This window comes from Treponema sp. OMZ 799 (genome assembly GCF_024181365.1).
Classification (GTDB): Bacteria; Spirochaetota; Spirochaetia; order Treponematales; family Treponemataceae; genus Treponema_B.
Genome location: NZ_CP051301.1, coordinates 2,416,967 through 2,442,957 on the forward strand (window position 1 = coordinate 2,416,967; position 25,991 = coordinate 2,442,957).

At 37.2% G+C, this 25,991-nt stretch carries 26 protein-coding genes and 3 pseudogenes; 7 read left to right on the forward strand and 22 right to left on the reverse strand.

Annotated features, from left to right (window positions below; genetic code table 11):
• Positions 1-41: 41 nt before the first annotated feature.
• The 3 genes from E4O04_RS11145 to E4O04_RS11155 all read right to left on the reverse strand — a co-directional run bounded on the left by E4O04_RS11145 (position 42) and on the right by E4O04_RS11155 (position 1,236).
• Positions 42-551 carry a hypothetical protein gene (locus E4O04_RS11145; RefSeq protein ID WP_253708039.1) on the reverse strand — a complete coding sequence of 170 codons (510 nt, stop codon included), beginning with the start codon at positions 549-551 and terminating at the stop codon, positions 42-44.
• A 128-nt stretch (positions 552-679) separates the two neighbouring features.
• Entirely contained in the window at positions 680-1,066 is a 387-nt protein-coding gene (locus E4O04_RS11150) for a hypothetical protein (RefSeq protein WP_253687222.1), read from the reverse strand.
• Between the two features lie 17 nt (positions 1,067-1,083).
• Entirely contained in the window at positions 1,084-1,236 is a 153-nt protein-coding gene (locus tag E4O04_RS11155) for a hypothetical protein (protein ID WP_253687220.1), read from the reverse strand.
• A 155-nt stretch (positions 1,237-1,391) separates the two neighbouring features.
• On the opposite strand from E4O04_RS11155, the gene E4O04_RS11160 reads away from it, so the two are divergent.
• Genes E4O04_RS11160 through E4O04_RS11170 form a run of 3 tightly spaced genes read left to right on the forward strand, consistent with a single transcriptional unit; the run spans position 1,392 to position 4,402 of the window.
• Positions 1,392-2,231, forward strand: a complete 840-nt coding sequence (locus tag E4O04_RS11160) for an energy-coupling factor transporter transmembrane component T (RefSeq protein WP_253708041.1) — start codon at positions 1,392-1,394, stop codon at positions 2,229-2,231.
• A gap of 11 nt (positions 2,232-2,242) precedes the next feature.
• Positions 2,243-3,781, forward strand: coding sequence for an ABC transporter ATP-binding protein (locus tag E4O04_RS11165; RefSeq protein ID WP_253708044.1), 1,539 nt, complete (start codon positions 2,243-2,245; stop codon positions 3,779-3,781).
• 15 nt (positions 3,782-3,796) lie between these two features.
• On the forward strand, positions 3,797-4,402 hold the full coding sequence (locus E4O04_RS11170) for an MptD family putative ECF transporter S component (RefSeq protein WP_253708047.1): 606 nt from the start codon (positions 3,797-3,799) through the stop codon (positions 4,400-4,402).
• 87 nt (positions 4,403-4,489) lie between these two features.
• Here E4O04_RS11170 and E4O04_RS11175 read toward each other — a convergent pair whose 3' ends face one another.
• Complete coding sequence (locus E4O04_RS11175; RefSeq protein WP_253708050.1) at positions 4,490-6,094, reverse strand: ATP-binding protein; 1,605 nt, start codon at positions 6,092-6,094, stop codon at positions 4,490-4,492.
• A 108-nt stretch (positions 6,095-6,202) separates the two neighbouring features.
• On the opposite strand from E4O04_RS11175, the gene E4O04_RS11180 reads away from it, so the two are divergent.
• Complete coding sequence (locus tag E4O04_RS11180; protein ID WP_253687210.1) at positions 6,203-6,754, forward strand: GNAT family N-acetyltransferase; 552 nt, start codon at positions 6,203-6,205, stop codon at positions 6,752-6,754.
• A gap of 41 nt (positions 6,755-6,795) precedes the next feature.
• Positions 6,796-7,587, forward strand: a complete 792-nt coding sequence (locus E4O04_RS11185; RefSeq protein WP_253708052.1) for a class I SAM-dependent methyltransferase — start codon at positions 6,796-6,798, stop codon at positions 7,585-7,587.
• Positions 7,588-7,589: 2 nt separating this feature from the next.
• On the opposite strand, the gene E4O04_RS11190 is transcribed toward E4O04_RS11185, so the two are convergent.
• The 3 genes from E4O04_RS11190 to E4O04_RS11200 form a co-directional block, all read right to left on the reverse strand.
• On the reverse strand, positions 7,590-8,270 hold the full coding sequence (locus E4O04_RS11190) for a zinc metallopeptidase (RefSeq protein ID WP_253708054.1): 681 nt from the start codon (positions 8,268-8,270) through the stop codon (positions 7,590-7,592).
• Between the two features lie 18 nt (positions 8,271-8,288).
• Positions 8,289-8,996 (reverse strand): hypothetical protein, encoded by a 708-nt coding sequence (locus E4O04_RS11195; protein WP_253708056.1) that lies wholly within the window; start codon positions 8,994-8,996, stop codon positions 8,289-8,291.
• A gap of 301 nt (positions 8,997-9,297) precedes the next feature.
• Entirely contained in the window at positions 9,298-10,500 is a 1,203-nt protein-coding gene (locus tag E4O04_RS11200; RefSeq protein ID WP_371922250.1) for a DDE-type integrase/transposase/recombinase, read from the reverse strand.
• Positions 10,501-10,652: 152 nt separating this feature from the next.
• On the opposite strand from E4O04_RS11200, the gene E4O04_RS11205 reads away from it, so the two are divergent.
• The gene (locus E4O04_RS11205) at positions 10,653-11,045 is read left to right on the forward strand and encodes a DUF3784 domain-containing protein (protein WP_253678469.1); all 393 of its coding nucleotides are present in this window, start codon (positions 10,653-10,655) and stop codon (positions 11,043-11,045) included.
• 374 nt (positions 11,046-11,419) lie between these two features.
• Here the strand turns inward: E4O04_RS11205 and E4O04_RS11210 are convergent, their stop codons facing one another.
• The 12 genes and pseudogenes from E4O04_RS11210 to E4O04_RS11260 all read right to left on the reverse strand — a co-directional run bounded on the left by E4O04_RS11210 (position 11,420) and on the right by E4O04_RS11260 (position 19,595).
• Complete coding sequence (locus tag E4O04_RS11210) at positions 11,420-12,184, reverse strand: class I SAM-dependent methyltransferase (protein ID WP_253678468.1); 765 nt, start codon at positions 12,182-12,184, stop codon at positions 11,420-11,422.
• A gap of 142 nt (positions 12,185-12,326) precedes the next feature.
• A pseudogene (locus E4O04_RS14205) lies at positions 12,327-12,631 on the reverse strand (DUF3847 domain-containing protein).
• 230 nt (positions 12,632-12,861) lie between these two features.
• Complete coding sequence (arsB, locus tag E4O04_RS11220) at positions 12,862-13,893, reverse strand: ACR3 family arsenite efflux transporter (RefSeq protein WP_256488811.1); 1,032 nt, start codon at positions 13,891-13,893, stop codon at positions 12,862-12,864.
• A complete protein-coding gene (locus E4O04_RS11225) occupies positions 13,890-14,039 on the reverse strand; it encodes a low molecular weight phosphatase family protein (RefSeq protein ID WP_253678467.1) in 150 nt (49 codons plus the stop codon). The genes arsB and E4O04_RS11225 overlap by 4 nt, the downstream gene beginning before the upstream one ends.
• Before the next feature lie 67 nt (positions 14,040-14,106).
• Complete coding sequence (locus E4O04_RS11230) at positions 14,107-14,415, reverse strand: thioredoxin family protein (RefSeq protein WP_178947118.1); 309 nt, start codon at positions 14,413-14,415, stop codon at positions 14,107-14,109.
• Positions 14,416-14,427: 12 nt separating this feature from the next.
• On the reverse strand, positions 14,428-15,438 hold the full coding sequence (locus tag E4O04_RS11235) for a permease (RefSeq protein WP_172621801.1): 1,011 nt from the start codon (positions 15,436-15,438) through the stop codon (positions 14,428-14,430).
• A gap of 81 nt (positions 15,439-15,519) precedes the next feature.
• Positions 15,520-15,789, reverse strand: a complete 270-nt coding sequence (locus tag E4O04_RS11240) for an ArsR/SmtB family transcription factor (RefSeq protein ID WP_253678466.1) — start codon at positions 15,787-15,789, stop codon at positions 15,520-15,522.
• Positions 15,790-15,882: 93 nt separating this feature from the next.
• A complete protein-coding gene (locus E4O04_RS14210) occupies positions 15,883-16,020 on the reverse strand; it encodes a hypothetical protein (protein WP_371922251.1) in 138 nt (45 codons plus the stop codon).
• 144 nt (positions 16,021-16,164) lie between these two features.
• Complete coding sequence (locus E4O04_RS11245) at positions 16,165-16,854, reverse strand: flavodoxin family protein (protein WP_253678465.1); 690 nt, start codon at positions 16,852-16,854, stop codon at positions 16,165-16,167.
• A gap of 134 nt (positions 16,855-16,988) precedes the next feature.
• Positions 16,989-17,191, reverse strand: a pseudogene (locus tag E4O04_RS11250) (recombinase); the annotation flags it as partial.
• Between the two features lie 80 nt (positions 17,192-17,271).
• Positions 17,272-17,412, reverse strand: a pseudogene (locus tag E4O04_RS11255) (PcfB family protein); the annotation flags it as partial.
• A 107-nt stretch (positions 17,413-17,519) separates the two neighbouring features.
• Complete coding sequence (locus E4O04_RS11260; protein WP_253708060.1) at positions 17,520-19,595, reverse strand: hypothetical protein; 2,076 nt, start codon at positions 19,593-19,595, stop codon at positions 17,520-17,522.
• A 203-nt stretch (positions 19,596-19,798) separates the two neighbouring features.
• Between E4O04_RS11260 and E4O04_RS11265 the strand changes: the two genes are divergently transcribed.
• Complete coding sequence (locus E4O04_RS11265) at positions 19,799-21,448, forward strand: ClC family H(+)/Cl(-) exchange transporter (RefSeq protein WP_371922252.1); 1,650 nt, start codon at positions 19,799-19,801, stop codon at positions 21,446-21,448.
• A gap of 7 nt (positions 21,449-21,455) precedes the next feature.
• Here the strand turns inward: E4O04_RS11265 and mnmE are convergent, their stop codons facing one another.
• The 3 genes from mnmE to E4O04_RS11280 are packed head-to-tail and all read right to left on the reverse strand — an operon-like array spanning position 21,456 to position 25,979.
• A complete protein-coding gene (gene mnmE / locus E4O04_RS11270) occupies positions 21,456-22,874 on the reverse strand; it encodes a tRNA uridine-5-carboxymethylaminomethyl(34) synthesis GTPase MnmE (protein ID WP_253708064.1) in 1,419 nt (472 codons plus the stop codon).
• Positions 22,861-23,901: a phosphatase PAP2 family protein gene (locus E4O04_RS11275; RefSeq protein WP_253708067.1), complete on the reverse strand. Its 1,041-nt coding sequence runs from the start codon at positions 23,899-23,901 to the stop codon at positions 22,861-22,863. The genes mnmE and E4O04_RS11275 overlap by 14 nt, the downstream gene beginning before the upstream one ends.
• The gene (locus E4O04_RS11280) at positions 23,901-25,979 is read right to left on the reverse strand and encodes a putative glycoside hydrolase (protein WP_253708069.1); all 2,079 of its coding nucleotides are present in this window, start codon (positions 25,977-25,979) and stop codon (positions 23,901-23,903) included. The genes E4O04_RS11275 and E4O04_RS11280 overlap by 1 nt, the downstream gene beginning before the upstream one ends.
• Positions 25,980-25,991 lie beyond the last annotated feature (12 nt).

A 25,991-nucleotide genomic window follows, 5' to 3' on the forward strand; every position in this document is an offset into this window, starting at 1 on the left:
ATGATAATAAAAATACATGTGTCATCATACACCTCCAATATTTATTTTAAATATTTATAAAATATTCTAACCGCATCATCCATTACATTATTTATAATAAGACTTTCTTCTTTTGTCCATTTAGGAATATATACTTCCTGAGAGTCTTTTTTCAGAGCCGGCGGATTTGTTCCGTAAAACAGTTTATTATATACATCCAATATTACACAATCCACACCATCATCATCACCTATAAACGATTCTTTCAATGTATACGCCATGTCAGATGCAATATTCCAAAAACGCAAAATAAGATTGCAATCTATGTCATTCAGACATATTTTTTCCATAAATGCATCAATATCATACAATACAGCAGCCTCCATCTGAATATCTAAACTATGAATTTTACAAAACGCTCTCATGTCATCTTCACAATAAAACATAATTAGTTTGTCATTTTCATCAATCAAAAACGCATCACGATTATCAGAAAACCATAAACAATAACATGTTTGATTAGACATCTTAAATTCTACTAAACAATATTCAATTTTCGTATTAAATTTCATTTAATATAATCCTAGCTTTTATTATTACACAAAACATAACAGTAAACAAGTATCAGTACCCGGGACAAGGTTTTGTGTTCATAATGTTAATCTTTTTTATATTTGTACCAATAACATATAAAAATCTTTTATTTTGAGTCAACAAATAACGAAATAAAAAAAACAATGGCATATATAAAACCTATAATTACAAATAATACAGTTCTAATTTTTATAGTCTTGACAAGTTTTTTTCTGTATTTTATTATTTTCTCTGTATCATCATCCCTAAATTCCAATGCCTTTTTCTTAATATATGAATCAGGCATTACCCATGTCCAATTCCCCTCATTATTTTTATGATTCCAATATTTACCGTAATAATGTCCTTCTAAAAAAGCAGTTTCTACAAGAGAATTATAATCTAATCCGGGTATTCTTTTTTGATAAAAACCTATAAATATAGATAATATAAAACATGATATAAATAAAAAAATACTCAAAAAAGCGCATAATATTAAAATTGAAGCAGCCATATCACACAATCTCCATATTAATTTTTTTCCATATAAGTCCCTAGAATATTTTTAATATCATACTCTGAAATATTGTAATTATTTGCATAGTTTATATATGATAATTCTTCACAATGAATAACGAAAACAGTAATGATGATAAACAAAAAACTTACAATATTTTTTTTCATTCTTTTAATCTCCTTTTATGGAAAGTGAAAATAATCAGCTAAGTAAAATTTAACACAAATCCGCAAAAAATACCAGAGCTTTGTGTAAATCCAAATGCAAAAATATCTTGTCTCATCGATTGACAAAATTTTTCTTTTCGGGTAGTATGTCGCCTATGTCTAACAATATAGTATACTTAAACTCGGAGCTAAAAGACTACGCTTTTTATACGGAAAATTCAAACGATATTTCGGTTCTTGCAGAGCAGATAAGAACCTACACTTCAAAAAAAAGAACTATCTTGGATCCCCGCACAATAGTATTTTTAAACATTGTGCTTTCACTTATAACTACGGTTTCTTCATCTCTTTCTGCAAATATTTTTATTTTTTTTGTGTCCTTGAGCATTGTCTGCCTTTTTAAAATGTACAAAAAGGCAATAAAATATACCTTAATATTCTTTTTAGCGCTCGCTCTTCCTTTCGGGATAAGAGCCCTGCCCGATCTGCCCATACAATTTTTGATTAACTCCGTTTCCCTCATCGCAATGGGTGTGCAAAAATTTTTACCCTTCCTTATGGCGGCAACGGTAATCTTTAACAAGGTAGATACAAAGAGCCTCGTAAGCTCCCTAAATAAAATGCGGCTTCCTAAGAGTATAATGCTCGGCTTTACGGTTGCAGTGCGTTTTTTACCTACCATAAAAAAAGAGATGATCATAATCACAAACAGCATGAAAATGAGAGGAATCGAACTAGGGGCAAAAAGTATTTTTTTTCATCCTATCAGAAGTCTGGAGTATGCTCTCGTTCCTGTTCTTTTTCGGGCCGTATCTCTTGCGGATGACATGACGGCTGCAGCCCTCGTAAAGGGAGCCGAATCCCCAAAAACTGCTGCAGAGCTTTTTAAAATAAAATTCGAAATAACAGATTACTCCTTTACCCTGATCTCCCTTTTTGTTGTCGGTGCTGCAATAATCTTCGACTTCGATTCCGTATTTACGAGGCTCTTTTAAAGGACGATAAAATGAATACAGCAGTAGAATTAAAAGATGTTTCTTTTATATACGAATCTTCAAAAGACGGAAAAGCAAATTTAAAAAAGACTTCTCTTAATATAAAAAAAGGAGAATTCTTGCTTGTTACCGGCATAAGCGGCTGCGGAAAGTCTACACTGACAAAATGCATCAACGGGCTTATCCCGCGGTTTTGCGAGGGAGAATTTTCAGGTTCCGTTTTTATAAACGAAGAAGATGTTTCAAATTTCAGCATAGATGAAATTTCAAAAGATATAGGCTCGGTTTTTCAATCACCCAAGAGTCAGTTTTTTACCGATGACGTAATTTCGGAGCTCAGCTTTCCTTGCGAAAACTACGGGCTTTCCCGCGATGAAATAATAGAAAGGATTGCCGAGGTTTGTTCTATTTTACACATCGAAAACCTCTTAACCGAAAAACTTGAAAACCTTTCAAACGGACAAAAACAAAAAGCAGCCGTCGCCTCAATTTTAACCTTGCGGCCTAAAATTATAGTTCTTGATGAACCATCGTCCAATCTGGATTTTAACTCCATCCTAATCTTAGCCGATATTTTAAAAATTTTAAAACAAAGAGGCTTTACTATAATTATAGCGGAGCATCGTCTTCATTATCTAAAAGATCTTTTTGACAGAGTTATCTATATAAATGAAGGAAACATACAAGACGAATACACTCGTGAAGAATTTTTAGCTCTTGAAAATGCAGACTTAAATTCGAAAGGCTTAAGAAGTTTGCATCTTTTTAAAAATGAAAATGAAACGGAAGCTATCAACTCTATAACAAATAAAGATTTAAACGGTAAATTTGATTCAAATAAATTTAATTCCTATAAGGAAGGCGAAAAAATTTGCAGTCTTTCCGATATTTCGTTTTCGTTTAAGGACGGAACCGAGATTTTAAACTCGATCAACTTAAACCTTTATAAAAACGACATTGCCGCCCTTACCGGAAAAAACGGAGCAGGAAAAACAACCCTCGCAAAAATCATATCGGGTATTTACCGCCAAAGTTCGGGCTGCATTAAATTCGGAGAAAAAATTTTAAACGAAAAAGAAAGAGTGAGCCGCACAAATTTTGTTCTTCAAGATGTTGAATATCAGCTTTTCGGAGCCGATGTTTTTTCGGAACTTTTGATAGGAAACAAACAGCTTGAAAATGTAAACGAAAAAATAGAAAAAGCCTTAAAGAAACTTAACCTTTACGATTACAAGGATGAGCACCCCTTTTCTCTTTCGATGGGACAAAAGCAAAGGCTTATAATAGCTGCAACCTATGTCAGAGGCTGTCCGCTTACAATTCTTGATGAACCGACAAGCGGCTTGGACTACGGAAACATGATCAGGGTAGGAGAACTTATCGAAGAGATAGCCGAGACTTCTGCAGTGCTTATAATAACCCATGATTTTGAATTTATCTCGAAGATATGCAACAGGTTGATTCTTTTAAAAGATAAAAAAATAGCCTTAGATTCAAGGCTCGAGAAACACGACAAAAAATTGGAAAGTATTTTTTCTACATATTTATAGATTATGGAGGACTTTATGGAAAAGTCAAACAAATTTAAAACAAAGGATTTTGTTTTTATCGGAATAATGACTGTGGTTTATATTGCGGTCTTTATGATCATAGGTTTTGTTACTGCGGCAATAAACCCTTTTTTACATGCCTTTTCCCCGGCAATTTCGGGACTTGTAGTCGGAACAATTTATTTATTCTTGGCTATTAAGGTTCCCAAATTCGGTGTTTTTACTATCAGCCAGCTTTTACTCATCATGGTTGTTTTAATTTTGGGAATGGGATACCTTCCTTGGCTGATAGGTATGTTTATCGGAGCCTTGCTGGCCGACATTGCAGCCAATACCTCGAAGTATAAGAACAAATACACGATAGCCGTTGCAAGCGGTTTTATGTGTTTGGGAAGCGCTTCAGGAGGCGTTATCCCCATTCTCTTTTTCGTAGAGCATTATAAAAAATTCTGCTTTGAAAGAATGCAGATGAATGAAGCTCAGGTTGAACAAAGCGTTGCTGCAAGTGCAGGCTACCTCGGAGTCATCATCTTAATTGCAACCTTTGTCTTGGGATTTGTAGGAGTTCTTATAGGCTCAAAAATTTTAGGAAAACATTTTAAGAATTCAGGAATAAAATAAAGTTAAAATTGCGAAGTGTGAAGTTCAAGTGTCAAAGCACGAAGTACATATGACGAATGACGAAGAGCGAGTGACATTTGAACTTTGTCATTTATCAATCAGCCAGTCTTTAATTGTGCGTTTATCTTCATCAAAGCTTGAACCTATTGCTATTACCTTCTTGCCTGACCCCGAGTACTTGTCTGCGTAGCACTTTTCTTTTATTTGGTTTATAGCATCTTCGGCCGTTCCGTTTGAGGTGAGTTTAAATTCAAAGATATAAACCTTATCGCTGAATTCCACAACGCAGTCAGCTCTCCCTGTTGCACATCGGACTTCAGTATGCACAAACTGGTTCATAAGGGCGAAGACAAGATAGACGGCGGTCTGATAGTTTTGCTCACGAAGGGCAAGATCTTTTTCGGTTAAGCTGTCGTAAGGGATACCGGATATTATTCCCTTTAATTTTTCCATAAAGCCGTCTACATCTCCGGCCTCTATTTGCTCGTAAAATTCCCAAATTGAAAGACCTGTTTTATCGGTTCGTATCGGGGTGTAGGCCGGAAGTAAATTATCCAAAAAGCCGTAACGCACCTCATCATTAGGAAAACCTAAGCGGAAAAGTCTAGAAAAGTCGTTATAGTCTTTGATTGTTAAGTAGCCCGATTGGAACAAAATAGGCAGGGGGTTGATTGCATCCGCTCTGTAAGTTTCCAGGCCTGCCTCGTTCATTTTTACATTTCCATCGAGGTCGGGAATGTTGTAATAGGCTTTTTTAAGATACTCAACCAAAAAGGTCGGCGTGCCTGTAGCAAACCAATAACTTGAAAATTCGCCGGAAGCGAAGACATTCAATAGGCTGAAAGGATTATACATAGCACTACCCTTTCTAGCAAAAAGGTAGCCGTCATATCTTTGTTTTAATTTTGCGAGGGTTTCCTCATAGGTCAAATCATTTTTTTCTGCAAGGTTTTTAATTTCAGGTTGAAAATCCTTTTCAAGTTCTTCTTGGGAAATACCGCAGATGGCAGAGTAATCCGACAAGAGGCTTAAGTCTCTTAAATTATTTAAATCGCTGAATATGCTGACCTTACTGAATTTTGTAACTCCTGTCAAAAAAGCAAAGCGGAGATATTGGTCTGCACTTTTTATTACTCCGAAAAAACCTTTAAGAATTGTGCGGTAGGTTTCGTTTAAGGCTTCATCCTTCCACATAGTTTGAAGAAGGGGCTTATCGTATTCGTCTATGAGGATGACAGCCTGCTTGCCTGTTTTTTCATAAATCTGTTTTAAAAGATTTCTAAAGCGTCCGTCAGGAGATTCCTCCGTTTTTTCTATCTTAAATTCATCCTCCCATTCAGATAAGTGGGCATTAAGAATATCATTCAAAGCCCTAGTGTCGGCGTAGTTTTTTGGATTAAAATCCAAATAGAGAACGGGATACTTTTGCCAGATTTCTCTTTTGTCTTTTTCGCACTCCTCAAGTTTTTCGATAGCCAAACCTTTAAACAGCTCTTTTTGCCCGAGGAAGTAGGCTTTCAAGGTAGAAAGCAAGAGGCTTTTCCCAAAACGGCGCGGCCGGCTTAAAAAGTGAACACGGCTTTCGTTCACCAATTTCCAAATAAATTCCGTTTTATCTATATAAACAAAAGCATCTTTTCGTAGAACTTCAAAACTTTGAACGCCGATAGGCATTTTTCTTTTAGTACTCATAAATATAGTATAACATAATAGGCGGCCTAAAACAAGTTCTTGACCCTGCCCCATCTTTTAACTATAATCCTTTTAAAAAGCTTTTATTGGATTTTTATGGGAGGTCTCATGTACATAAAAAAACTTATCGGAAAAAAATGCTATCTTGCCCCAATGAGAATTGAAGATGCCGAAAAATATGCTGTTTGGGCAAACGATCAGGAAGTGGCCGAATATCTTAACTTTGCTTCTTCTATTATCGGCCTTGAAACCGAACGCCTAATAATCGATAGGATTTCAAAGGAACATAATTACGCAATCGTGGATACTGCAACCGATGAGCTTATAGGAAACATGGGGCTTATGAAGATCAGTCATTTGGATAGAACTGCAGAGCTCGGCATCTTTATCGGTAACAAGGCTTACTGGTCAAAGGGCTACGGCACCGAGGCTATGTGTTTACTTATAAACTATGCCTATCAAAAACTCAACCTGCACAACATAATCTTAAATGTATATTCTTATAATGAAAGAGCTATTAAGGCTTACGAAAAGGTCGGCTTTAAAAAAATAGGAGCAAGGAGAGGAGCCCTGATTCGCAACCGGAAAATGCACGACATAATCTTAATGGATATTATCCCTGAAGATTTTTATGCAAAGCATCCCGAGTTTGAACTATAGGTTATTTATAGTTTTATTTATCCGAAAAAAATTTTTTAGTTATGAAAAAACAAAAACTAAGCGGGGCAGAAGGTTTTGAAAACTACTATCTTTCCATTTTTGGAGAAAGGTGGTCTGCCCTCAAAGCAGCCCTGTTAGAAGAAAACAAGGCGGAAGCCTACAGCGAAAACCTCATACAAAATTACTATCTGGATTATGCAAGCATCCAAGCCGCCAAGGCCATGCCTCTTCTTGAAGAAGGAAGCTGCCTCGACATGTGTGCTGCCCCCGGAGGAAAGACCCTGGTTCTTTTAAGCAGGATTAAGGGAGATGCCGAAATACAGGCAAACGAGCTTTCGGCCGATAGGCGGAACAGGCTTATAAGGGTTCTCGATGAGCACTTAAATGAAGACGACCGAAAACGAATCAAGATTTCCGGCTATGATGCTTCCCGAATGCCCCGCTACGGTCAAGAGCTTTACGAGAGAATTTTACTCGATGCCCCCTGCTCTTCCGAAAGGCATGTGCTTCAAAACGAAAAATATCTTAAACAATGGACGGAAGCCCGCATAAAAAATTTAAGCCAAAGACAATGGGCTCTTTTATCTGCGGCCTTTTTGCTCCTTAAACCTAAGGGCTATTTGATCTATTCGACCTGTGCTCTTGCCGATGAAGAAAACGATTTTTTAATCGAAAAGCTTATAAAAAAATATAAGGAAAGAGTAAGTCTTGAAGAAAAACCTGACAGCCTTGGGCCCATCCTCCCCGAAAAAACAAAATACGGATTCCGTTTTCTTCCCGATAAGGCGGAGGGAGCAGGGCCCATCTATTTTTCACTCATTCAAAAAAATTAAATTTACCTTCTATCCCGCGAAATTAAAATTAAGCGTAAGAGGTTTGCCATTGCAGTAAGGGCTGAGGCCACATAGGTTAAGGCAGCAGCCGACAAAACTTTTTTGGCACCTTTTAGTTCTTCTTGGCTTAAAACGGCATTGTGTTCCAAGACTTTTAAGGCACGCCTTGAAGCATCGATTTCAACCGGCAGGGTTATAAGATAGAATAAAACGGCACAGGCAAAAAGAATTATACCTATGTTGAGAAGCAAATTCATTCCGAAGATAATACCTGCGAGGGCCAAATAGGGGCCGGCACTTGAGCCTATGTTTGCAACAGGCACCAAGGTGCTGCGTAAAACCAGCGGGCCGTATTTTTCCTTGTCCTGAATGGCATGTCCTGTTTCGTGGGCGGCAACACCTACGGCTGCTATCGAGGTCTTATCGTAGACCGGATCCGAAAGGCGTAAAACCTTGTGAGCAGGATCATAGTGGTCGCTTAAACTTCCGCCTACCCTTTCGATATTCACATCGGATATTGCGTTTGATCTAAGCAGGAGGGCGGCAGCTTCCTTGCCTGAAATTTTTCTCATGGTCTGGACCTGAGAGTATTTTGAAAAGGCCGACTTTACCTTAAATTGAGCATACAAGGATAAAAGCAGGGTCGGAACAACCAAAACCAAATAATAATAATCGAAATACATAAACTCCTCCAAAAAAATTTAGAATTTAACCTCAACGAAGATGGGGTCTCTTACACAAAGCAATTCTGAAAGGGGGATATCGACTGTCCCCTTGTTACCGTCTTTAGAAGAATATCCGAAAGGAGTAATCTTGATGCTTTTAATTTTTTTAGGACAGGTAATGGAAACATGGAACTTTGATCTTTTTAAATCGGAAGCAAGCTTATCTCCGTAAGCGGCCTTAATAAGATCTTCATATTCCGCAGTTCCTATAGGCTCTCCCGTTATAGCCGGAGCCATTAAAAGTTCGATATACTCCCTGTCGTCTTCTGAAAGCAGGCTTACAAATTCCTTTATATTATCGGGACCTATGCTCAAAGTCAAAAGACCGGCCTTCATATCGGTTTTTACAAAGGAGGTTTCACTATCCATGTCCTTACTCATGATTTTGATTTTTGCATTTATACCGGCTATCGAATTGGTAGTCATGTTTAAAACTTTTATTCCCTTGGCTTCAAGCTCTTTTTTTATTTCTTCCGTATTAAAGATTGAAGGGCTTTTAGCCTTTTCCTCTTCGGTAAACTGAGCCGCATTTTCGAGAAGGGCATCGATTGTTTTTCCTGTTTGGATATCCAAGGTTACCACAACATCTCCCGACTGCTGAACAAAGATATCGGCCTTAGGCGCACAAGATGTCAAAACAAGACATGCAATCAGCATAAGCATAATGGTTCTAATATATTTCACTTTAACTCTCCTATAAAATATCGATAAACAGTGAGGCAGAATTCCTGCGAGCTGTCTATCGTATCTCCTACTATTTTTATACCATATACAAATATAAAGTACAATAAGCTCAAAAAGTTTCAACTAAAAATATTTTTGAACTTTGCCATTCACCTCCCTCTATCCCAGCGCTGTTATAACAAAACATAGAAATAATGGCTAATTTGGAATTAATTACACATTAAGAATCAAAGCCCGTATTTCCTCATGTAAAAATCTAACCCAAATGATATGCGTTACTCAAGTAAAAATCTAACCGTAGTTATGTAGACCAGCTGTGAGCCATTGAAATAAGTTTGCTCTGTAGCTCTTGTGTTTTATCAATCAGCTGTTGTAAATCTAGTCTGTCCTTCCTACGTCGCAGTTCATCTTTTTCAGCATCGCTTATATCAGAACTCTCCATAAGCCTACGATACGGTGTCTTAGCTTCATCATATTTCTTTATGACCTTTGCGTCTACCCTGTGCTTTGAAATAATCTTCATTGAAGGAAAAAAGAAGTTTACAAGCATGTTATATTGCTCATAAAGGTCAGCCATAACGCTTCGTGTCTCCTCTCCCTCAAATCGATAGTAGCCGACAATGCGTCTTACCACACTGTCATTTTTCTGTTCAACAAAACAATTATCATTCTTTTTATACGATCGGCTTCGAGTAAAGATAACATTATTCGTGTTGCACCATTGCAAAAGCTGCATATTCTTAAACTCGCTTCCGTTGTCGCTATCAATACCTTTCATCTGAAACGGTAAGTTTATTTTCACATCCTCTATCGCTTCTTTTACCCATCGGTGAGCTTTGTTTAAAAGGGCTCTATTTTCCGTCCAACCTGAATGAACATCAGTAAGGGTAAGTGTGCAAATATACTGTCCTTTAGTACTTATACCACAGTTTGCGACAGTGTCAACCTCAAAAAAGCCCGGTTTGCGTTCATCCCAGTCGAAAAAGGTGCGGATTGGAATGAGCTTATTAAGATTCTTTGAAGGCCGTGTTGTTGAAATACCTCGGATAGAATGTTTTGGAATTTCAGGCTTGAGAATCCTACCGACCGTTGCGCTTGATATGCGAGCAAGTTTTGCTTTAAGTTGTTCATCATAACCGAACTTTTGAGCAAAGTAATCGATATTATCACGTATAAAAGGCACGAGCCGTTTTGAACATAGGTACATCGAAAAAATCCATAGCCGGATGACTTGCTCTTGTACGTCTTGACCGTAGTATTTTTCATAGGTTCGCTTTTTTCGTGTCTTTTTAATAACATTCACACTCTTTTTGGCGACGTTGTTAAAATGCGTTATTTTTATGTATGCACTGTTTTTCAGAATGTGAATTGCATACTTTCGGTTGTATTTGGTTGTTGCGACAAACTCATCGAGGATTTTCGTCTTTTGTTTCTTGCACGCAGTGCAGTACCGTTTCACTATTTCCTCAGTCAGCTTCTTTCTCATTTTCATATCTAACCTCATTTTGCCCTTCCTTAGGGCTTCTATTTTAAGTTAGATTTTTACGTGATGAACAGCTTTTTTTTCGGTTAGATTTAACGTGAGGCAATGCGAAGCCTTGCTAAATACTAATTACCATGTTATAATTTAAATATAGCAACTCTTTGGAGGAAGGTATGATTGGCTTTTATATAATTGCAGCGGTGCTTGCGGTTTTCGGTATTTTAATTCACAAGTTTAAATTCTATTTTTTGATTGCGGGTTATAATATGATGAGCAAAGAGGAAAAAGAAGAATACAATGCATCTTCCATAGGTAAGCATGTAGGGCTTAGCCTCTATCTTCTTTCAGGCCTTTCCTTGGCCGTCGGCCTTTTTTTTCGGTTTTTTCAAATGTCCAAACAAACCGAAAAACTTGTAATCGCAGTCTATATAATTCTTACAATGATTGCAGTTTCAATTCTTTTAGTAAAAGAAAATAAAAAAAGACTAAACGAAGTTATTCCCTTTATTGTGTTTATAAATATTGTCGTTTTAATTATTTTGGCTCTAGTTATTTTTGCAGGGTAAACGATATTTGAGCGCTAAAAAAACTTGTCGGATTTTTAGAGATGCTCTTTAAATGTAAAGCACAATTCGCAAGAAAGGGGATGATGGAATGACCAATGGTGCTCCATCTCCCCTTTGTGTGTCTCCGGTTTTATTTTAGATTGAACGGATAGATACCTGTTTTTTTAATAAAGTAAAAATAGCAAAAAACACCGGCGGCTGCAAGCAGCAAGATTAAAACGGCAATCAACAATCCCTCCGCACGAATAAAAATATTTCTGCCTACATTGCCATACATCCCTTTGCCACAGCAAGAGTATTTCAACAAGTCGGACAGAAATGGTAATGATGGGGATTCTTTTTCTCAATCTTCTTGGCCTGCGTCTTCCTTAACATTATAGTTTAATGCAGAGTGTAGCTATATAGTCATTTCCATAACGTGATAATCTATGTCTTTTATCACATGATTCATAAAAATCTATCATAGCGAGACCATTTTTAAGTTGTCCTCTAATCTGAGTTTCTAAGGTATGGCTAAATTCATATCCATATTCCGGATTTATGGTTACTTTGCCTTCCTCTTCAAGCTTTTTTGAATTAAAAGGTATTGAAAACTTTAAAAGTAATTCCTCATCGGGTTTGTCCCATACAATGTCAGCATCATACATGTATATCCAAGGATTCATAAATCCGACCATTAACAGTCCACCCTTTTTCAATACTCGAGAGGCTTCTTTATACATGTTTTCTAAATCTTCTATATATACATTTGAAACCGGATTAAAAATAATATCAAAAGTTTCATTTTCAAATGGAAATGGTTTTGTCATATCGCCTTGAACTGTATTGATTTTTAAGCCTTCTCTTTTAGCAACCATATCATCTCTTTGTAATTGTGATTTAGAAAAATCCATTATGGTTACATCATAACCTTTTATAGCAAAAACCGGACCCTGCTGTCCACCACCGCAAGCTAAACCTAATATCTTTTTTCCGTTGGCTTTTTCAAACCATTCTCTCGGAACTTTTTTCCCAACAGTTAATGCAACAGAAATTGAATTATTTCTAACTTCTTCTAATTCTTCATGTGTCAATGGCTCAGTATAGTCATTTTTTACATTATTCCATCTATCTTCATTTAATTTTATATAATTGTTCATCTTATAATCTCCTCGTAATTTTATATTATTTCGATTTAAGTTGAATATGTTGCCATTACATTTTTCTCACCTCCACAAATTCTAATTTGTTTTACTCGATGTTTGTAATATTATACCATTTTTTTAGCCAATTTGTACAGGTCTAATTCTTGCTTCTTTCCTGTGATAGTTTTCTGTTTTCTTGTTGCAATTTTTCTACTCTCTATGATTTTTAAGATTGATTTCATCTTTATTTCTTTGACTTGTTATTAGCTGATAAAATTCATCTTTGGTTAGATTTTTACTTTCTGTAAAGATACTTTCAAAGACTGCTCCTTTTTCATATATTCTTTTATCTCTCTTTTTTCTTTCTTCCTGTTTCTGTTGACTGATGAGCTTTTTTCTTTTGTTTTGTAACTACTTGATTTCTTCATCTGCCATTAAGATTTTTTCTTCTATGTTTTTTATTTTTTCGTTTCCTCTCTTTTTAATTTTGAGCAAATAAAAAACAGTAAACCTTTCGATTTACTGTTCCTTTAGTTTTTATTAAGTTGTCCCTTAGGAAAAATGGAGTTTGTTGAATGAATTTGACATTTCTACTAAATTAGCACTTATCGCTCATTTATCAAATTATTGTATGGTTTTAACTAAAAAACATACTATTTAGATTAAGTAATTTATACTCCAAACTTATTCCCTTAAAATTTATATTCCATAGAATTTGAAAATTTTACTAACATAAGCATAACCGGAACTTCAACCAAAACACCAACTACAGTTGCCAAAGTTGCCCCAGAGGATAAGCCGAAAAGAGAGATCGCTACTGCTACTGCCAATTCAAAGAAATTAGATGCTCCTATCATACCGCAAGGTGCAGCTATAGAATATGGTAATTTAGCATAATATGCCATCACAAAAGTTATGCCGAAAATAAATAATGTCTGCAAAATAAGCGGTATAGCTATTAAGATAATATTTATTGGTTGAACGATAATTTTCTCACCTTGAAATGAAAAAATAATAATCAACGTTAGTAAAAGACCCACCATAGTATACTTGTCAAAAGCAGGAATAAATTTATTATTTAAATAATTCTCTCCCTGTTTTTTTATAATCAATCCCCTGGTTATAATACTCAAGATTAGAGGAACAACAATAAAGAGTAAAATTGATAAAAATAATGTTTCCCAAGGTATGTTGATATTACCTATCTTTAATAAAAAACTTACTATTGGAATATACGCTATCAAGATGATTAAATCATTGCTAGCTACTTGAACAAGTGTGTATGCACTATCTCCTTTCGTTAATTTGCTCCATACGAACACCATTGCTGTACATGGAGCGGCTCCTAATAATACCGCACCTGCTAAATATTCAGAAGCAAGCTCTTTACTGATAAATCCTTTATATATAATAAAGAAAAATAGACCGGCAATTAAATACATAGTAAACGGTTTTATTATCCAATTCACAAACCATGTAATAAAAAGACCCTTTGGATTTTTACCTATATCTTTGATACTCTTAAAGTCAATCTTTAACATCATAGGATAAATCATAATCCAAAGTAGTATTGTTGTTGGTATTGATACATTATAAAACTCTAATTTCCCCAAAGCATTTGGAACAATTGGAATAAAACGACCAATTAAGACTCCAATAACCATGCAAATTAAAACCCATAATGTTAGATTTTTTTCAAAGAAACTTATATCTTGCTTTTTCAATTATTTTCCCATTCCTTGACTTCTTCAATTAAATCAAGTACCTTTCTTTCAATTTTTTTTATGACGGTTATAAATTCTTCATCTGGTTTTCCTGATGGATCAGCTAACCCCCAATCAGCTTTTTTATAAGTGTACTTTTTCGCCAAAGCTTAAGCAATCTGACTCCTGCAAGAATTGTGCACGCACACAAAGGCTACCTTAATTTTCATAGTATTATCCTCTTGAATTCTTGATAAGCTGAACGCATTCATCCGTAGTTAAAACTTTTCCATAACTTACAACCTTATTATCAATCACAAGTGCAGGTGTGGTCATTACTCCCATAGCTGCAATAAGTGTGAAATCTCTTATGTGTTTTACTTCTTCTTTAATATTTAGGCAGGCTAAAGCTTCTTTTACATTTTCCTCTAAAGAATTGCATTTAGCACATCCTGAACCTAAAACGTAGATTCCTTTTTCTTCAATTTTACTTTCCCCTTGTTCCGATGCCCCGTTACAACAGGCTTTTTTCTTAAATAACATTTTTCTTCCTCCTTAAATAAACAGATTTTGTAATAAATTAAAAATATATCCTACTATTATAATTCCTAACGTTGTTATGCCGATAAAAATATATAAAAGTTTCGGTTTTATTGCCTTTCTTAACATAATCATTGACGGTAAACTCAGTGTAGTTACTCCCATCATAAAAGCTAAAATCGTTCCAAGCATCGCTCCTTTTGAAAGTAAAGCTTCTGCAATTGGTATAGTTCCAAAAATATCAGCATACATTGGTACACCAACTAATGTTGCTAAAACTACACCTAACGGATTATTACCTCCTAGTATTTTTTCTATTAACGTTTCTGGTATCCAATTATGAATAATCGCTCCAATTCCTACTCCAACTAAAATATATGGAAACACTTTTTTAAATGTTTCTACTACTGCATTTTTCGCAAATAGCAATCTTTCTCTCTTCTCAATTTTTGCATCTTCAATTTGAATTCCTCTCGGTGCATTTAATATAAAATCTTCCACTTCACTTTCAAGACCGAGTTTTTCAATTATAATTCCTCCAATAACAGCAATTAAAAGTCCTAATAAAACATACACTATTGCAACCTTAGCTCCGAAAATACTCATAAGCAGTACTAAAGAACCTAAATCAACCATAGGTGATGATATTAAAAAGCTAAATGTAACACCTAACGGAAGTCCGGCTGATGTAAATCCTATAAAAAGAGGAATCGATGAGCAGGAGCAAAATGGTGTAACTGTACCTAATAGTGCAGATATAATGTTTCCCCATATACCTTTAAACTTTGATAATATTTTTTTGCTTCGTTCAGGTGGAAAATAACTTTGAATATACGAAATTATAAAGATTAAGGTACATAATAAAATACCTATTTTTATTACATCATAAATAAAAAAATGCAGTGACGCTCCAAATCTGGAACTTAAATTTACACCTAAAATATTTAATATATGCCCTATTAAATCGTTAAGCCATTTCATTCCTAAAATTTGGTTTTGTATAAATTCACCTATTAACAAAATCATTACATTACCTCCTAACATATCAAATATTTTTGATGTGTTATCTATAAGTTTTTAGTCATCCTACATTGGATGACTAAAAACTTATAGATAATCGTCTAATATTTTTTTTGCTTCTTGTATCCATTTTTCATTAATACTGTAATGCGTCCATTTTCCATCCTGTCTGAAATTTACTATACCTGCTTCACTTAAAATTCTCATATGATAAGATAATCCAGACTGAGTCAAATCAAGTTTTTCAAGTAGTACACAGGCACATTTTTCTTCGTCATGGATTATATCTAGTATTTTTAATCTTTTTGAATCGGAAAGAGCCTTAAACACCCTAGCATTATCTTCATATTTTTTCATAGACAACCTCACATCAAATATTTTTGATGTATTTACTATATACCAAATAAAACAGTTTGTCAACATCAATTCAAAAATATTTGATATGTTTTTTTAATTTCTCTTAGAGTTTATTACCTTAAACAGCTTATCTTGAAAGGTATCCTTGCTCTTTCTATCAAAATATATCTCGCTTACAAAGGTCTTTCCTCTAATCTTTTTTATTAAAATGCCGTCAGGTTTTCGGGACATGGCTCTATCGCTTTTGTAAGTTCATTTTCTGTTTTCCTCTCTTTTTATTTTTGAACAAAGAAAAAACAGTAAACCTTTTTTAGATTTACTGTTTCTGTGATAGTTTTTATTAAGTTGTTAGTTCAACAAACAACCGGGATTTGATTATTTCCATGGACGATTTTTAGCAAGCCATCCTTTCTCTTGCCAATATGTCTTATCTCTCTCATTCCATCCCTTTTTTTGAATAATTCTCATGATATTAAATAAAATCCTTGTTTTTATTGAAGGTCTTACCATTGTATAGTTGCTTTTTATTTTATTCGAGAGAGTTGTTGTTTGGCGGTCAACCTTTGATTTTATCTTCTCGTCAACTCTCTTCCAATCCGTCTCCCAAACTGCAATACCTAATTTATAAGTTTTAGCACATCCCCAAAAGAATGTGCTATCTGCCATATCTTTATTAGCTTTTTTCATTCCTGCCCCAGCAGCTGTTGAAACACAGACAGCTTGTTTTGAAAACATACTTTCACTTGGTCGGTGAACCATCCATCTATAACCATAATGGTCAAGAAACGCTTTCATTGAACCTGTAACATGATATACATATACAGGACTTGCAAGAATAATTATATCCGACTCATCTATGGCATTTGTAATTGGCTGTAATTGTTCGAAATGCGGACACATACTTTCTCCTTTAGTAAAGCAATTCCCACACCCAATACAGAAATGATTAAAATCTTTTGGTAGAAAAAATTCCGATACTTCTCCACCCAATTTATCTGCAAGCATTCTTGAACTATTATATGTTGAACCTTTATGACTTTGACCATGTATAATAACTATTTTCATAAAATCACCACCGTAAATTCAAATTTATTTGTCTATATCGGCTAATATTATAACATTTTTAAGCGATTTTTTTCCACTGCCGGATTTCCCACTTACTCGCTACTATTCCCTCTTAGAATGTATTACCTTAAACTCATGATGACAATTCCGATTTTGCCTTGTTCTACATCGTTTATCATCTGTGTATAGGCTGAGCGGTCAAAGAACCTACCGCTTTCGTCATCGTCGGTATAGTGGCGAATGTTTATCAGCTTTTGCTCTCGCCACCGTCTCTATCTTCATCACCAACTGAAAGGCGGGAGTATAGTGCTGTGATTTTATTATGATATTCTATCATGGCATTATCCTCCTTTTTTGTGTCTATATATCACTCCTGTTTCCGATGTGAAGAATCACTCATAGCTCCACCCCACGATCTTTCTTAAAGGCTGCTTCCATCACATCTGCATCACGGCCCTTGAAGAAAACTAAATACCTTGGTGGATTCTCTGAAATATCCTTCTTCAAGGCAAAATCAATTCCATACTTCTTGGCTGTTCCTTCAAAGTCTTTGATATTGTCAAGGAGCAGTGATTTTCACTACTCCGAAAGTGCATCAATTCGACAAATAAGAGGAAGATGGAATGACGAATGGTGCTCCATCTCCCCTTTGTGTGTTTTCGGTTTTATTTTAGATTGAACGGATAGATACCCGTTTTTTTAATAAGATAAAAATAGCAAAAAACACCGGCGGCTGCAAGCAGCAGGATTAAAACGGCAATAAAAATATTTCTACCCTTTTTCTTTTCGGCGAACGGGTCAAGGTGTGCGAGCCGTGCGTTTTTCGGCAATGATGCCAATTTTGTAAGCGAGCTTCCAAGAGGAATATTGATTTTTGCATGTGCATTAATCGCCCAGCCGTTTGCTTCAAGAATTGGACCGATACTTCGCTTGCGCAATTTCATGGCGGCGAGTATCATCGACGGCCCCGATACAATCAGTATAAGCCCGATGAGTCCTAGAGGGACCCACAAGCCTAAGCCGAATAATGCTTGAAGTAAGCTTCCGATGAGGGTTGAAATTCCGCCTATTGCTGTTCCGATTAAAGCAATCGTCCCGAGATCAAGCTTTTTGTTCGGCAAACTCGCCGCCGCTTCTTTCGGCATATTGACCGTTTTGTCTGCGGCCGTTGCAACGAGGGCATCCGATTTTTCGTTTGCTGCATTTGCCTTTTTTGCGATTTGCTCTTCAATCATGCGGGCTAAATTTTTATACGGTGAGAAAAACGCTTCACGCACACTGACCGGATTGGCAATAACTTTAGTAATAGTTGCATTCCAATCGTTTCCTTCTCTGTCATAAAACAAACCATTCCTTCCAACAACAATATTGTCAGAAGCGCCATTGGTTAAAAGAGCCAAAAGTTTTCGCTTGGCTGTTCCTCGTGTTATATCACAGTAAAGTAAATACGCTCCCGACAAAATATCCAAGGTTGCATGTCGGTCATCTCCGTTTAATTCAAAGCACAAGGTTGTTGCCCTTGTGTCAAAGAATAAAACGCCTGCCTGAAAGGCCGTTTCTCCTCCGGTATAAAAGTTGGAAAAACTGACATAATTTTTTAAAAGTGTAAAAAAGTCTTTTCGAAAGAGCAATAATTTTTTAAGCGATTGGATGTGCTGTTTTTCCTTTTCAAAGGCCAGCCGTTCATTTATTTCCGTGATAATTTCATCTTTTTGATTGAGCTTTGTTTCCAAAAACTGCGGATTGATTTTTGCAGCCTTAATTTCAGCTTGCTTTGAATACACCATAGTAAAGTCGGAAATTTTTTGTGAAATATTTTTCCAATCATTTTCTGTCAGTACCAAAATCTCTCCGCATAAAGGTGAAACAGCATCTGCGTAGAGCTTTTTTATTTCATTTGCCCAAGCCGGGTTTATTTTGCTTTGTGTGTCCAAAAGCATTTCGGTATTCGGCAATGCAATGGGAAGCTCGCGTAATTTTTCGCTGGATGTGTCCAATTCAACAGTAGTGAAGTTTTTAAAAATTTCACTGTAGTCGGTGAGCGGGGTATTGTCCCCGTTGGCGTAGGTCAAAAGTTTACAACGAACAAAAAAGTCATCTATCTTGTTTTTAACGGCTTCAAAAGCGGCAACGGCTTTTAGCATCGATGCGCTTTCTAAACCGGCACTGACGGCTTTTAAATCTTCGGTGTTTTGGAGGCATTGGTTCCTGTCATTAGTAAACATGTCAAAGATGGCTTCACTCGTGCTGTTTATATTTTCTTTTACATACAGTGAAAGCACTTTTTTCAGGCGGAGATCATCGCTGTCATTATCAGATAGTTCTCCGAGTTCATTTGATTTTATAATTTTATTTTCGTTTACAATATCCGCAAGTGAAATTATACTGCCTGTTTTTCCCTGACTTCTTAAAGCCCATTCCGCTGTCTTGGCAATTGCAGTACTTTTTATATCGCCGAGAGAAAGTGTATCACCGTCTTTCATGATGATACCGACATCCTGTAAACTTTCTGCTAAAAAATCGACGGCATCTAAAACTTCCGGAGGGCTGATAAATCCGTCGGCATCCGTATCCAGTATGGCAGCCGTTTCGGGATTAAAGAAAATGCCTTTTGTCGGCATCGCTAATGTAGTCCAAAGCTTTTGATCTAATTGCCTCAGATTAAGAATATCATCGGCAGTTTCAAACACCAACTGAGTTACCCCGCCGAATCTTGCAAATTTCCAAATATGTTTTTTCAAGTTTTCCTCCAATCTAAAAGTTAAAGTAGCACGTCATTGTTTTTTTATCAAGAGGGTATTTATGGTTATGAAAATCGATTTTTAATATTTTTATTAAACCGCCTGTGATGTCAAAAAGCGCAATAAGACACTGTCAACCGACACGGTAAGGATTTACATTTTTCATTAATCTTGCTTTCCATGATATTTGGAGCGCATTTTAATTGACATACAAAAGGCTTATTTATATAATGTCGCATATGAAAGACAAAGGTTTAAGCACAAAGAAAATTCTTGAAAATTGGTACGGAAACCATCTTATAATTGCAGGAGAAAGTTTTATTGTTGGTATTCTTACGGGACTAGCCATTACTGCATTTAGAAAATCCATCGATTTTCTTTCAAATCTTAGGATTGATTTTTATAACAAGGCTGCATACGGGAATTTAGCCCCGGCCACAGGCCCGAACTTAGGCCCGGCCGTTAGCCTTGCCGTTTTGATTTTGGCAGTAATTGCTTTAGGGCTTTTTATGGGCCTTATAATCAAAAAATATCCTATGATCAAGGGAAGCGGAGTGTCGCAAATCAAGGGTAAGTTTATGAAAAAGCTTGACATGACGCCCTGGCCCGAATTACCTTTGAAATTTTTAGGAGGGGTTTTAAACATAAGTGCAGGTCTTTCAGTAGGACGGGAAGGCCCATCCGTTCAAATAGGAGCCTATGTAGGAAGCGCCTTCGAAAAAATCGGCAAAACCTCCCATATAGAAAGGGTCTGCCTGGTAACAAGCGGAGCAGCGGCAGGACTTGCCGCTACCTTCGGGGCTCCCTTTGCAGGTATTGTCTTTGCAATAGAGGATCTTCATCAATATCTAAGCCCCCTCCTTTTAACCTGCGTAATGCTTGGAGCCTTTGCGGGAGACCTTGTCGCCTCGGTATTTTTTAAGCAGGGAGCTATCTTTGATTTTCACGGCCTTCAGCTCTTCCCGATAAAATATTTCGGCTGGCTCCTTTTGATGGGAGCTGCGGCAGCGGTAATAGGACATCTCTTTAAAAAATCGATTTATACTTCTCAAAAGGTTTACAAAAAGCTAAATATTCCTCCCCAATTTGCGCCCCTGATTCCCTATCTTATTTCGGTACCCGTCTGTCTTTTTTTGCCTCTTGCGGCAAGCGGAGGAGATCACCTTATCGAGGCCCTTGCGGAACACAGCTTTCCGCTTTCCATGCTGATTTTGATTCTTGCGGCAAAGATAATCTTTACAGGCCTTTCGGCAGGTTCGGGGGCTATAGGCGGCATCTTTGTTCCCCTCCTTTCATGCGGAGCCTTGACCGGAATTATCTTTTCGAATATTTTGGTTTATTTTAATTTAATCGAAGCCCAATATGCCGTAAACCTAATGGTCTTTGCGATGGCGGCCTTTTTTACTACAGTAATAAAGGCTCCGGTTACAGCAATAGTGCTTCTTGCAGAAACGAGCGGAGACCTTTTCCACCTGGGCGGCTTGGTGCTGACCTCGGCCGCTGCCTACATTACGGCAAACATAATAAAGTCTCCGCCAAATGACGAGGTGCTTTTAAAGCAGATTTTAAACAGCGAAGATTTTTCAAATCAAAAAGAAAAGGAAGAAGATCACGGCAAGCAGGTTTTTGAAGTCTGCGTTTCTCCCGAATCCTTTTTGGACGGAAAGCCGATAAAGGATGTTACATGGCCCGATGAGTGTTTAATCGTAAGCATTGCCCGCGGCGAAGAAGAAATCATCCCAGACGGAAGCACATCTATTTCGGCAGGCGACAGACTGGTGGTCTTAACCCACGGCCGACATGTAGAATCCCATTTGGAGCAAATCGCAGAAATGGCTCAAGTCGAGGAATAAACCGATTTTACTTACCGACACAAAAGCCGGAAAAGACCTTGTCGAGGATATCGTCGGAGCGGACTTCGCCGGTAATTTCTCCTAAAAAGCTTAAGGCTTCTTCAAGGTCTTCTACAAGAAGATCGAGAGGGAAGCCTGAGACAGCGTTTTGATAAGCCGTTTCAAGCACATCCAAGGCCTTTTGAACGGCATCCCTTTGCCTCTCGCTTCCGAGGGAGGCTGCCTTTGAAAAGCCTGACCTGTCGGTGTTTTTTGCTAAAACCGCATAAGCCTTTTCGGACAGGACCTTGATCCCGCTTGACGCCTTCGATGAAATTATAAGGGTCTCTTCAATTTTTTCTTTACTTAAAATTTCTTTTAGCTTTTCTTTCGATTCGGCATCAAGCAGGTCTTCTTTTGTGATAATGGTAATTACGGGAGGCCTTGCATTTTTTATAAAGTCTAAATCATCTTTGTTTAAACTACCCGAAGATAAAATATCTTTAGGATCGCAAAGGTAGAGGATGAGGTCTGCGTTGCGGCTCATCTCCAAGCTCCGCTCTACCCCGATAGCCTCAATGGAATCTTGGGTATAACGAATACCTGCCGTGTCGTAAAGGCTTACAGGGATTCCGTTAAAGTTTAAGGAGGCCTCAAGCCAGTCCCTTGTCGTGCCGTGAATGTCCGAAACTATGGCCCGGTCTTCTTTTAAAAGGGCATTAAAGAGTGAGGATTTTCCGGCATTGGTTTTACCTGCAAGAACTACCTTAGCCCCTTGAATAAAGATCTTTTCCGCGGCCCATGAGCCGGCTAAATTTTTAAGAGGTTCTATCACCTGTAAAATCAGATCGGGCGAAAAGGCTCCTTCTGTAGTCTCCTCGTCTTCAGGGTATTCTATTTCGACATCGGCGGCTGCGATAACCCTTGTGAGATTTTGCTTTATTTCCTCTATCCCCGAAAAAAGATTTCCCGAAAGGCGGCCTGCTGCAAGTTCTATATTTATATCGGTTTTTGAATTGATAATTTCGTTTACGGCCTCTGCACGCGTCAGGTCGGCCTTTCCGTTCGCAAAGGCACGGAAGGTAAACTCTCCGCCCTCGGCAGCCCTAAAACCATTCTCGATTAGTAGGCGGTATATTTTTAAAACGACGGCAGTGCCGCCGTGACAGATAAACTCAACAGCATTTTCTCCCGTAAAGCTCTTAGGCTCCCTATAAACGCAGACCGTAACCTCATCGACTTCTTTTTTTGATTCGGGGTCCAAGATCCAGCCGTGCAGGATAGTGTTACCTTGGGCTTCTTTTAGTTTTTCGGGGCGGGAAAAAATTGCGGAAGCAAGGTCTATCGACCCCTTCCCTGAGGTGCGTACAATTCCGAGGGCGGCAGGACTTAAGGCCGTAGCTATTGCGGCTATCGGATCGTCTAGGGAATATTTACCTGTCTGCATTCTCTCCCCCAGAAAGTTTTAAACGGCAAAAGATTATCGGGGCTAAACCCGAAGCAACAGCTCCAACCGCAAAGAATTCCAAAAAGCGGTAGAGCCTGTATTGAGCATAGCTTGAATCTATTTTTAAAAGATAGAAAACCAAAATCGGAATACATGAAAGAGCGGCCCCGATAATAAATCTTAAAAGCTTTTGAAGTGCAGAGCCTGAAGAAGCATCAAAATTATATTTAGAATTTTCCAGGATTCGGATATTTCCAAAAGCAAGCCCAAGGATAACGCCTGCCTCATTTACCTTTTCCTTCGAAATTAAAATGAGTATAAATGAAAAAATAGCCGCAAGCGTAAACCTTATTGATGCATCTTTTTTGAATTTAATACTTTGCGTATTCTCTTCATCGGTATTGTTTGAGAAAGAAAGCCTTGCTTCAACTGCGGGAAGCAAAAACATCAAAGCTAAAAAGATAAAGGCTCCAAGAGCCCAGCCCAAAAGAACATCGGTCGGATAGTGTACTCCGAGATAAACCCTTGAAAAACCTACCAAGAGTGGGAGGATAATTGCCGCTGCTATTTTTAGCTTAGATGAAGCCGACCCCTTTGTTTCGATACTGCTTGATTGGGAATCTTTCGAGAGTTTTTCTCTAAGCGGCTTATAAAACAAAACAGCCGGATATATAAAAGAGCTTATCGAAGAATGTCCCGAAGGGGTTGAAAAACCGCCTATGCTTTTAAGCATGATTTCGGGGGCATGGGTAAAGGGCCTGGGGACTTTTAAGATACGCTTAATTCCTCCGTTAAGCCCTGAGGTAAAGGCGGCGGCGTAGGCCAAATGCAAACCTTTTTTATAATCTATACACCAAAGATAAAGACCTATAATAAAAACTACAAAGCCGTAGGTTGAAGCATCCGTAAAAACTTTTAGGATTTCGGTAAGAACCGGATGTGAAAAATTTTGTACGGCCCTGATTACTTCTATTCCCCATTGGTGCACAGCATGAAGCTCTTTTGAAGCTGCTGTAAGTTCAGTCACTATAAGCCCTCCCCGTCAGGGCGCAGATCCAAGTAGCGGCCCGAATTATTCCAATAAATATACCCCTCATCGATGGAATCCTTAATTCCTAAAATTTGGCGTTTTACATAATTTTCGTCATAGTATTTTTTATCGTAAGAAACCGGAATAAAAAACGCTTGAGCCCATGGACGCACTATTACCTTATTGCGTGCCATCAATTTGTTTCTGTATGAACCTTGATGATAAATTCTATAGGGCCTTTCTTCGGCAGGCTTATAAGCTAAAAAGCTTTGAGAAAAATGGCTGGGATAAAACATAGGACAGATAACATCTACATATTCTGCAAGGAGTTCTACCTCCTGCCCGGTGCGGGCTCCCGTGCGGTACCAGCCGTTTGCCCCGTAAATATCTATAGAAAGAGGAGCCTTGATTCTTTCGCGCGAGTAGGCTAAAAAGGACATTAGGGCACTAACCTTATCCATGCCGTTTTCTTGGGCTGGGTATCGGACATTTGCAAGGTTTAGGCCGTCTGTAGGAAAGCGGATATAGTCAAACTGAATTTCATCAAAGCCGAGCGAGCAAAGCTCTTCGGCTATATCGACATTGTATTTCCAAACGTCTTCATTATAAGGATCGACCCAATGCTCCTGTATAATTTCTTTTTCTCCGTTATAAATATTATAACCCTGCCATGGCTTTCCGGTTTCCTTATCCTTGACGGCGTATTGACCTTCGTTATATCTGTATAAGTTTTTATCTTTAAACACTACAATGCGGGCGATAAGGTAGATATTTTCAGCCTTTGCCTTTTTTATAAGTTTTTCGATATCGAGAGTATATTTTACACCATTATATTTTTTTATATTCTCATTTTTACTTTCATAGCGGACAAAACCCGCTTCATCTTTCATATCGATGACAAGGGCATTGAGTTTATTGTCCTTGATTGTTTTAAGATGCTTTTCAAAAGATTTATCTTCCCGCATCTGATGGGTAGGCGTATAAATTCCTTTTTTACCGTCTGAGATCTTTAAGTAAGGATTGCTTTGATTTTTTTTATCATGCAATAACCAGAGTTCGGATAGGGATAAATTACCGTTAAATGAGGTCAAATTACTCGGCACAAAGGCACACAGATAGTTTGAATTTTTAAGATATTTTTTAACCTTGTCATAATTTTTTAATAATTTTTTAGAAGTGTAAATTTGGGTATTAGGGATAATTAAATTAGTTTCAAATAAACCGCCTTCCATAACTCCGAAAACGGTATTGTCTATTATATTTAAACTATCTACACAAACAAGCTTTTTATCGTTTGCTTCTTTTTCGTTTAAGAGTATAAAGATTTTTTTATTCCAATCAAGCCTGTACATCAAACCTGAAAATGTTTGAGCACAGTAAACTTGAGACTCGTTTGAGATTTGATTAAAAACAATATCGGATACTTCTTCAACCCCTTCGGGGCCTTTTTTTAAACCGCCGCTTATATCGTTCCATACTTTCGAATTTATATCGGGCTGTTTCCATGCCATACCTGCGATGGAGTGGGAAACAAAAACCGTTAAAACTTTTTCGCCCCTTGAGTTAGGCATGTCCAAAACGCTGACAGCCTTTATTCCGTTTACCGAATGATTGGCACCAAGGTCCTCCCAAGTTTTTCCGGAATCCCGTGTCAAGAAAACACGGCTTGAAGTTGCAGTAACAAAGATGTTCGGATTAAAGGGATGAACTTCCAAATCTTTAAGTTGAGGAATTTTTTCTATAAAGGTTTTATTTCCGTTTTTATCTATATTTTTAATTATTTTTTTTGGAAGCTTATCGTTTAGATAGTAAAAATCTTTTAAATTTTTGCTTGCGGCAAGCCCCTTCCCGGTTAAAAAAAGCCATTGATTTCCGGCCTTAGATATCTTTAAAACAGCCGCATCTCTCCAAATCTTCTTTACTCTAAAATTATCTATTCTAAACAAGCCCTCAGAGCTTCCTGCCAAAAAAACATCTTGAGCATAAAGCGGGAGCATAATAATCAACAAAACAAAAGCAAGCCTTAAAGCTCTTTTACCGCAATAAAAAATTTTCATATGTTCATATAATGCCATAAATTGAAGATA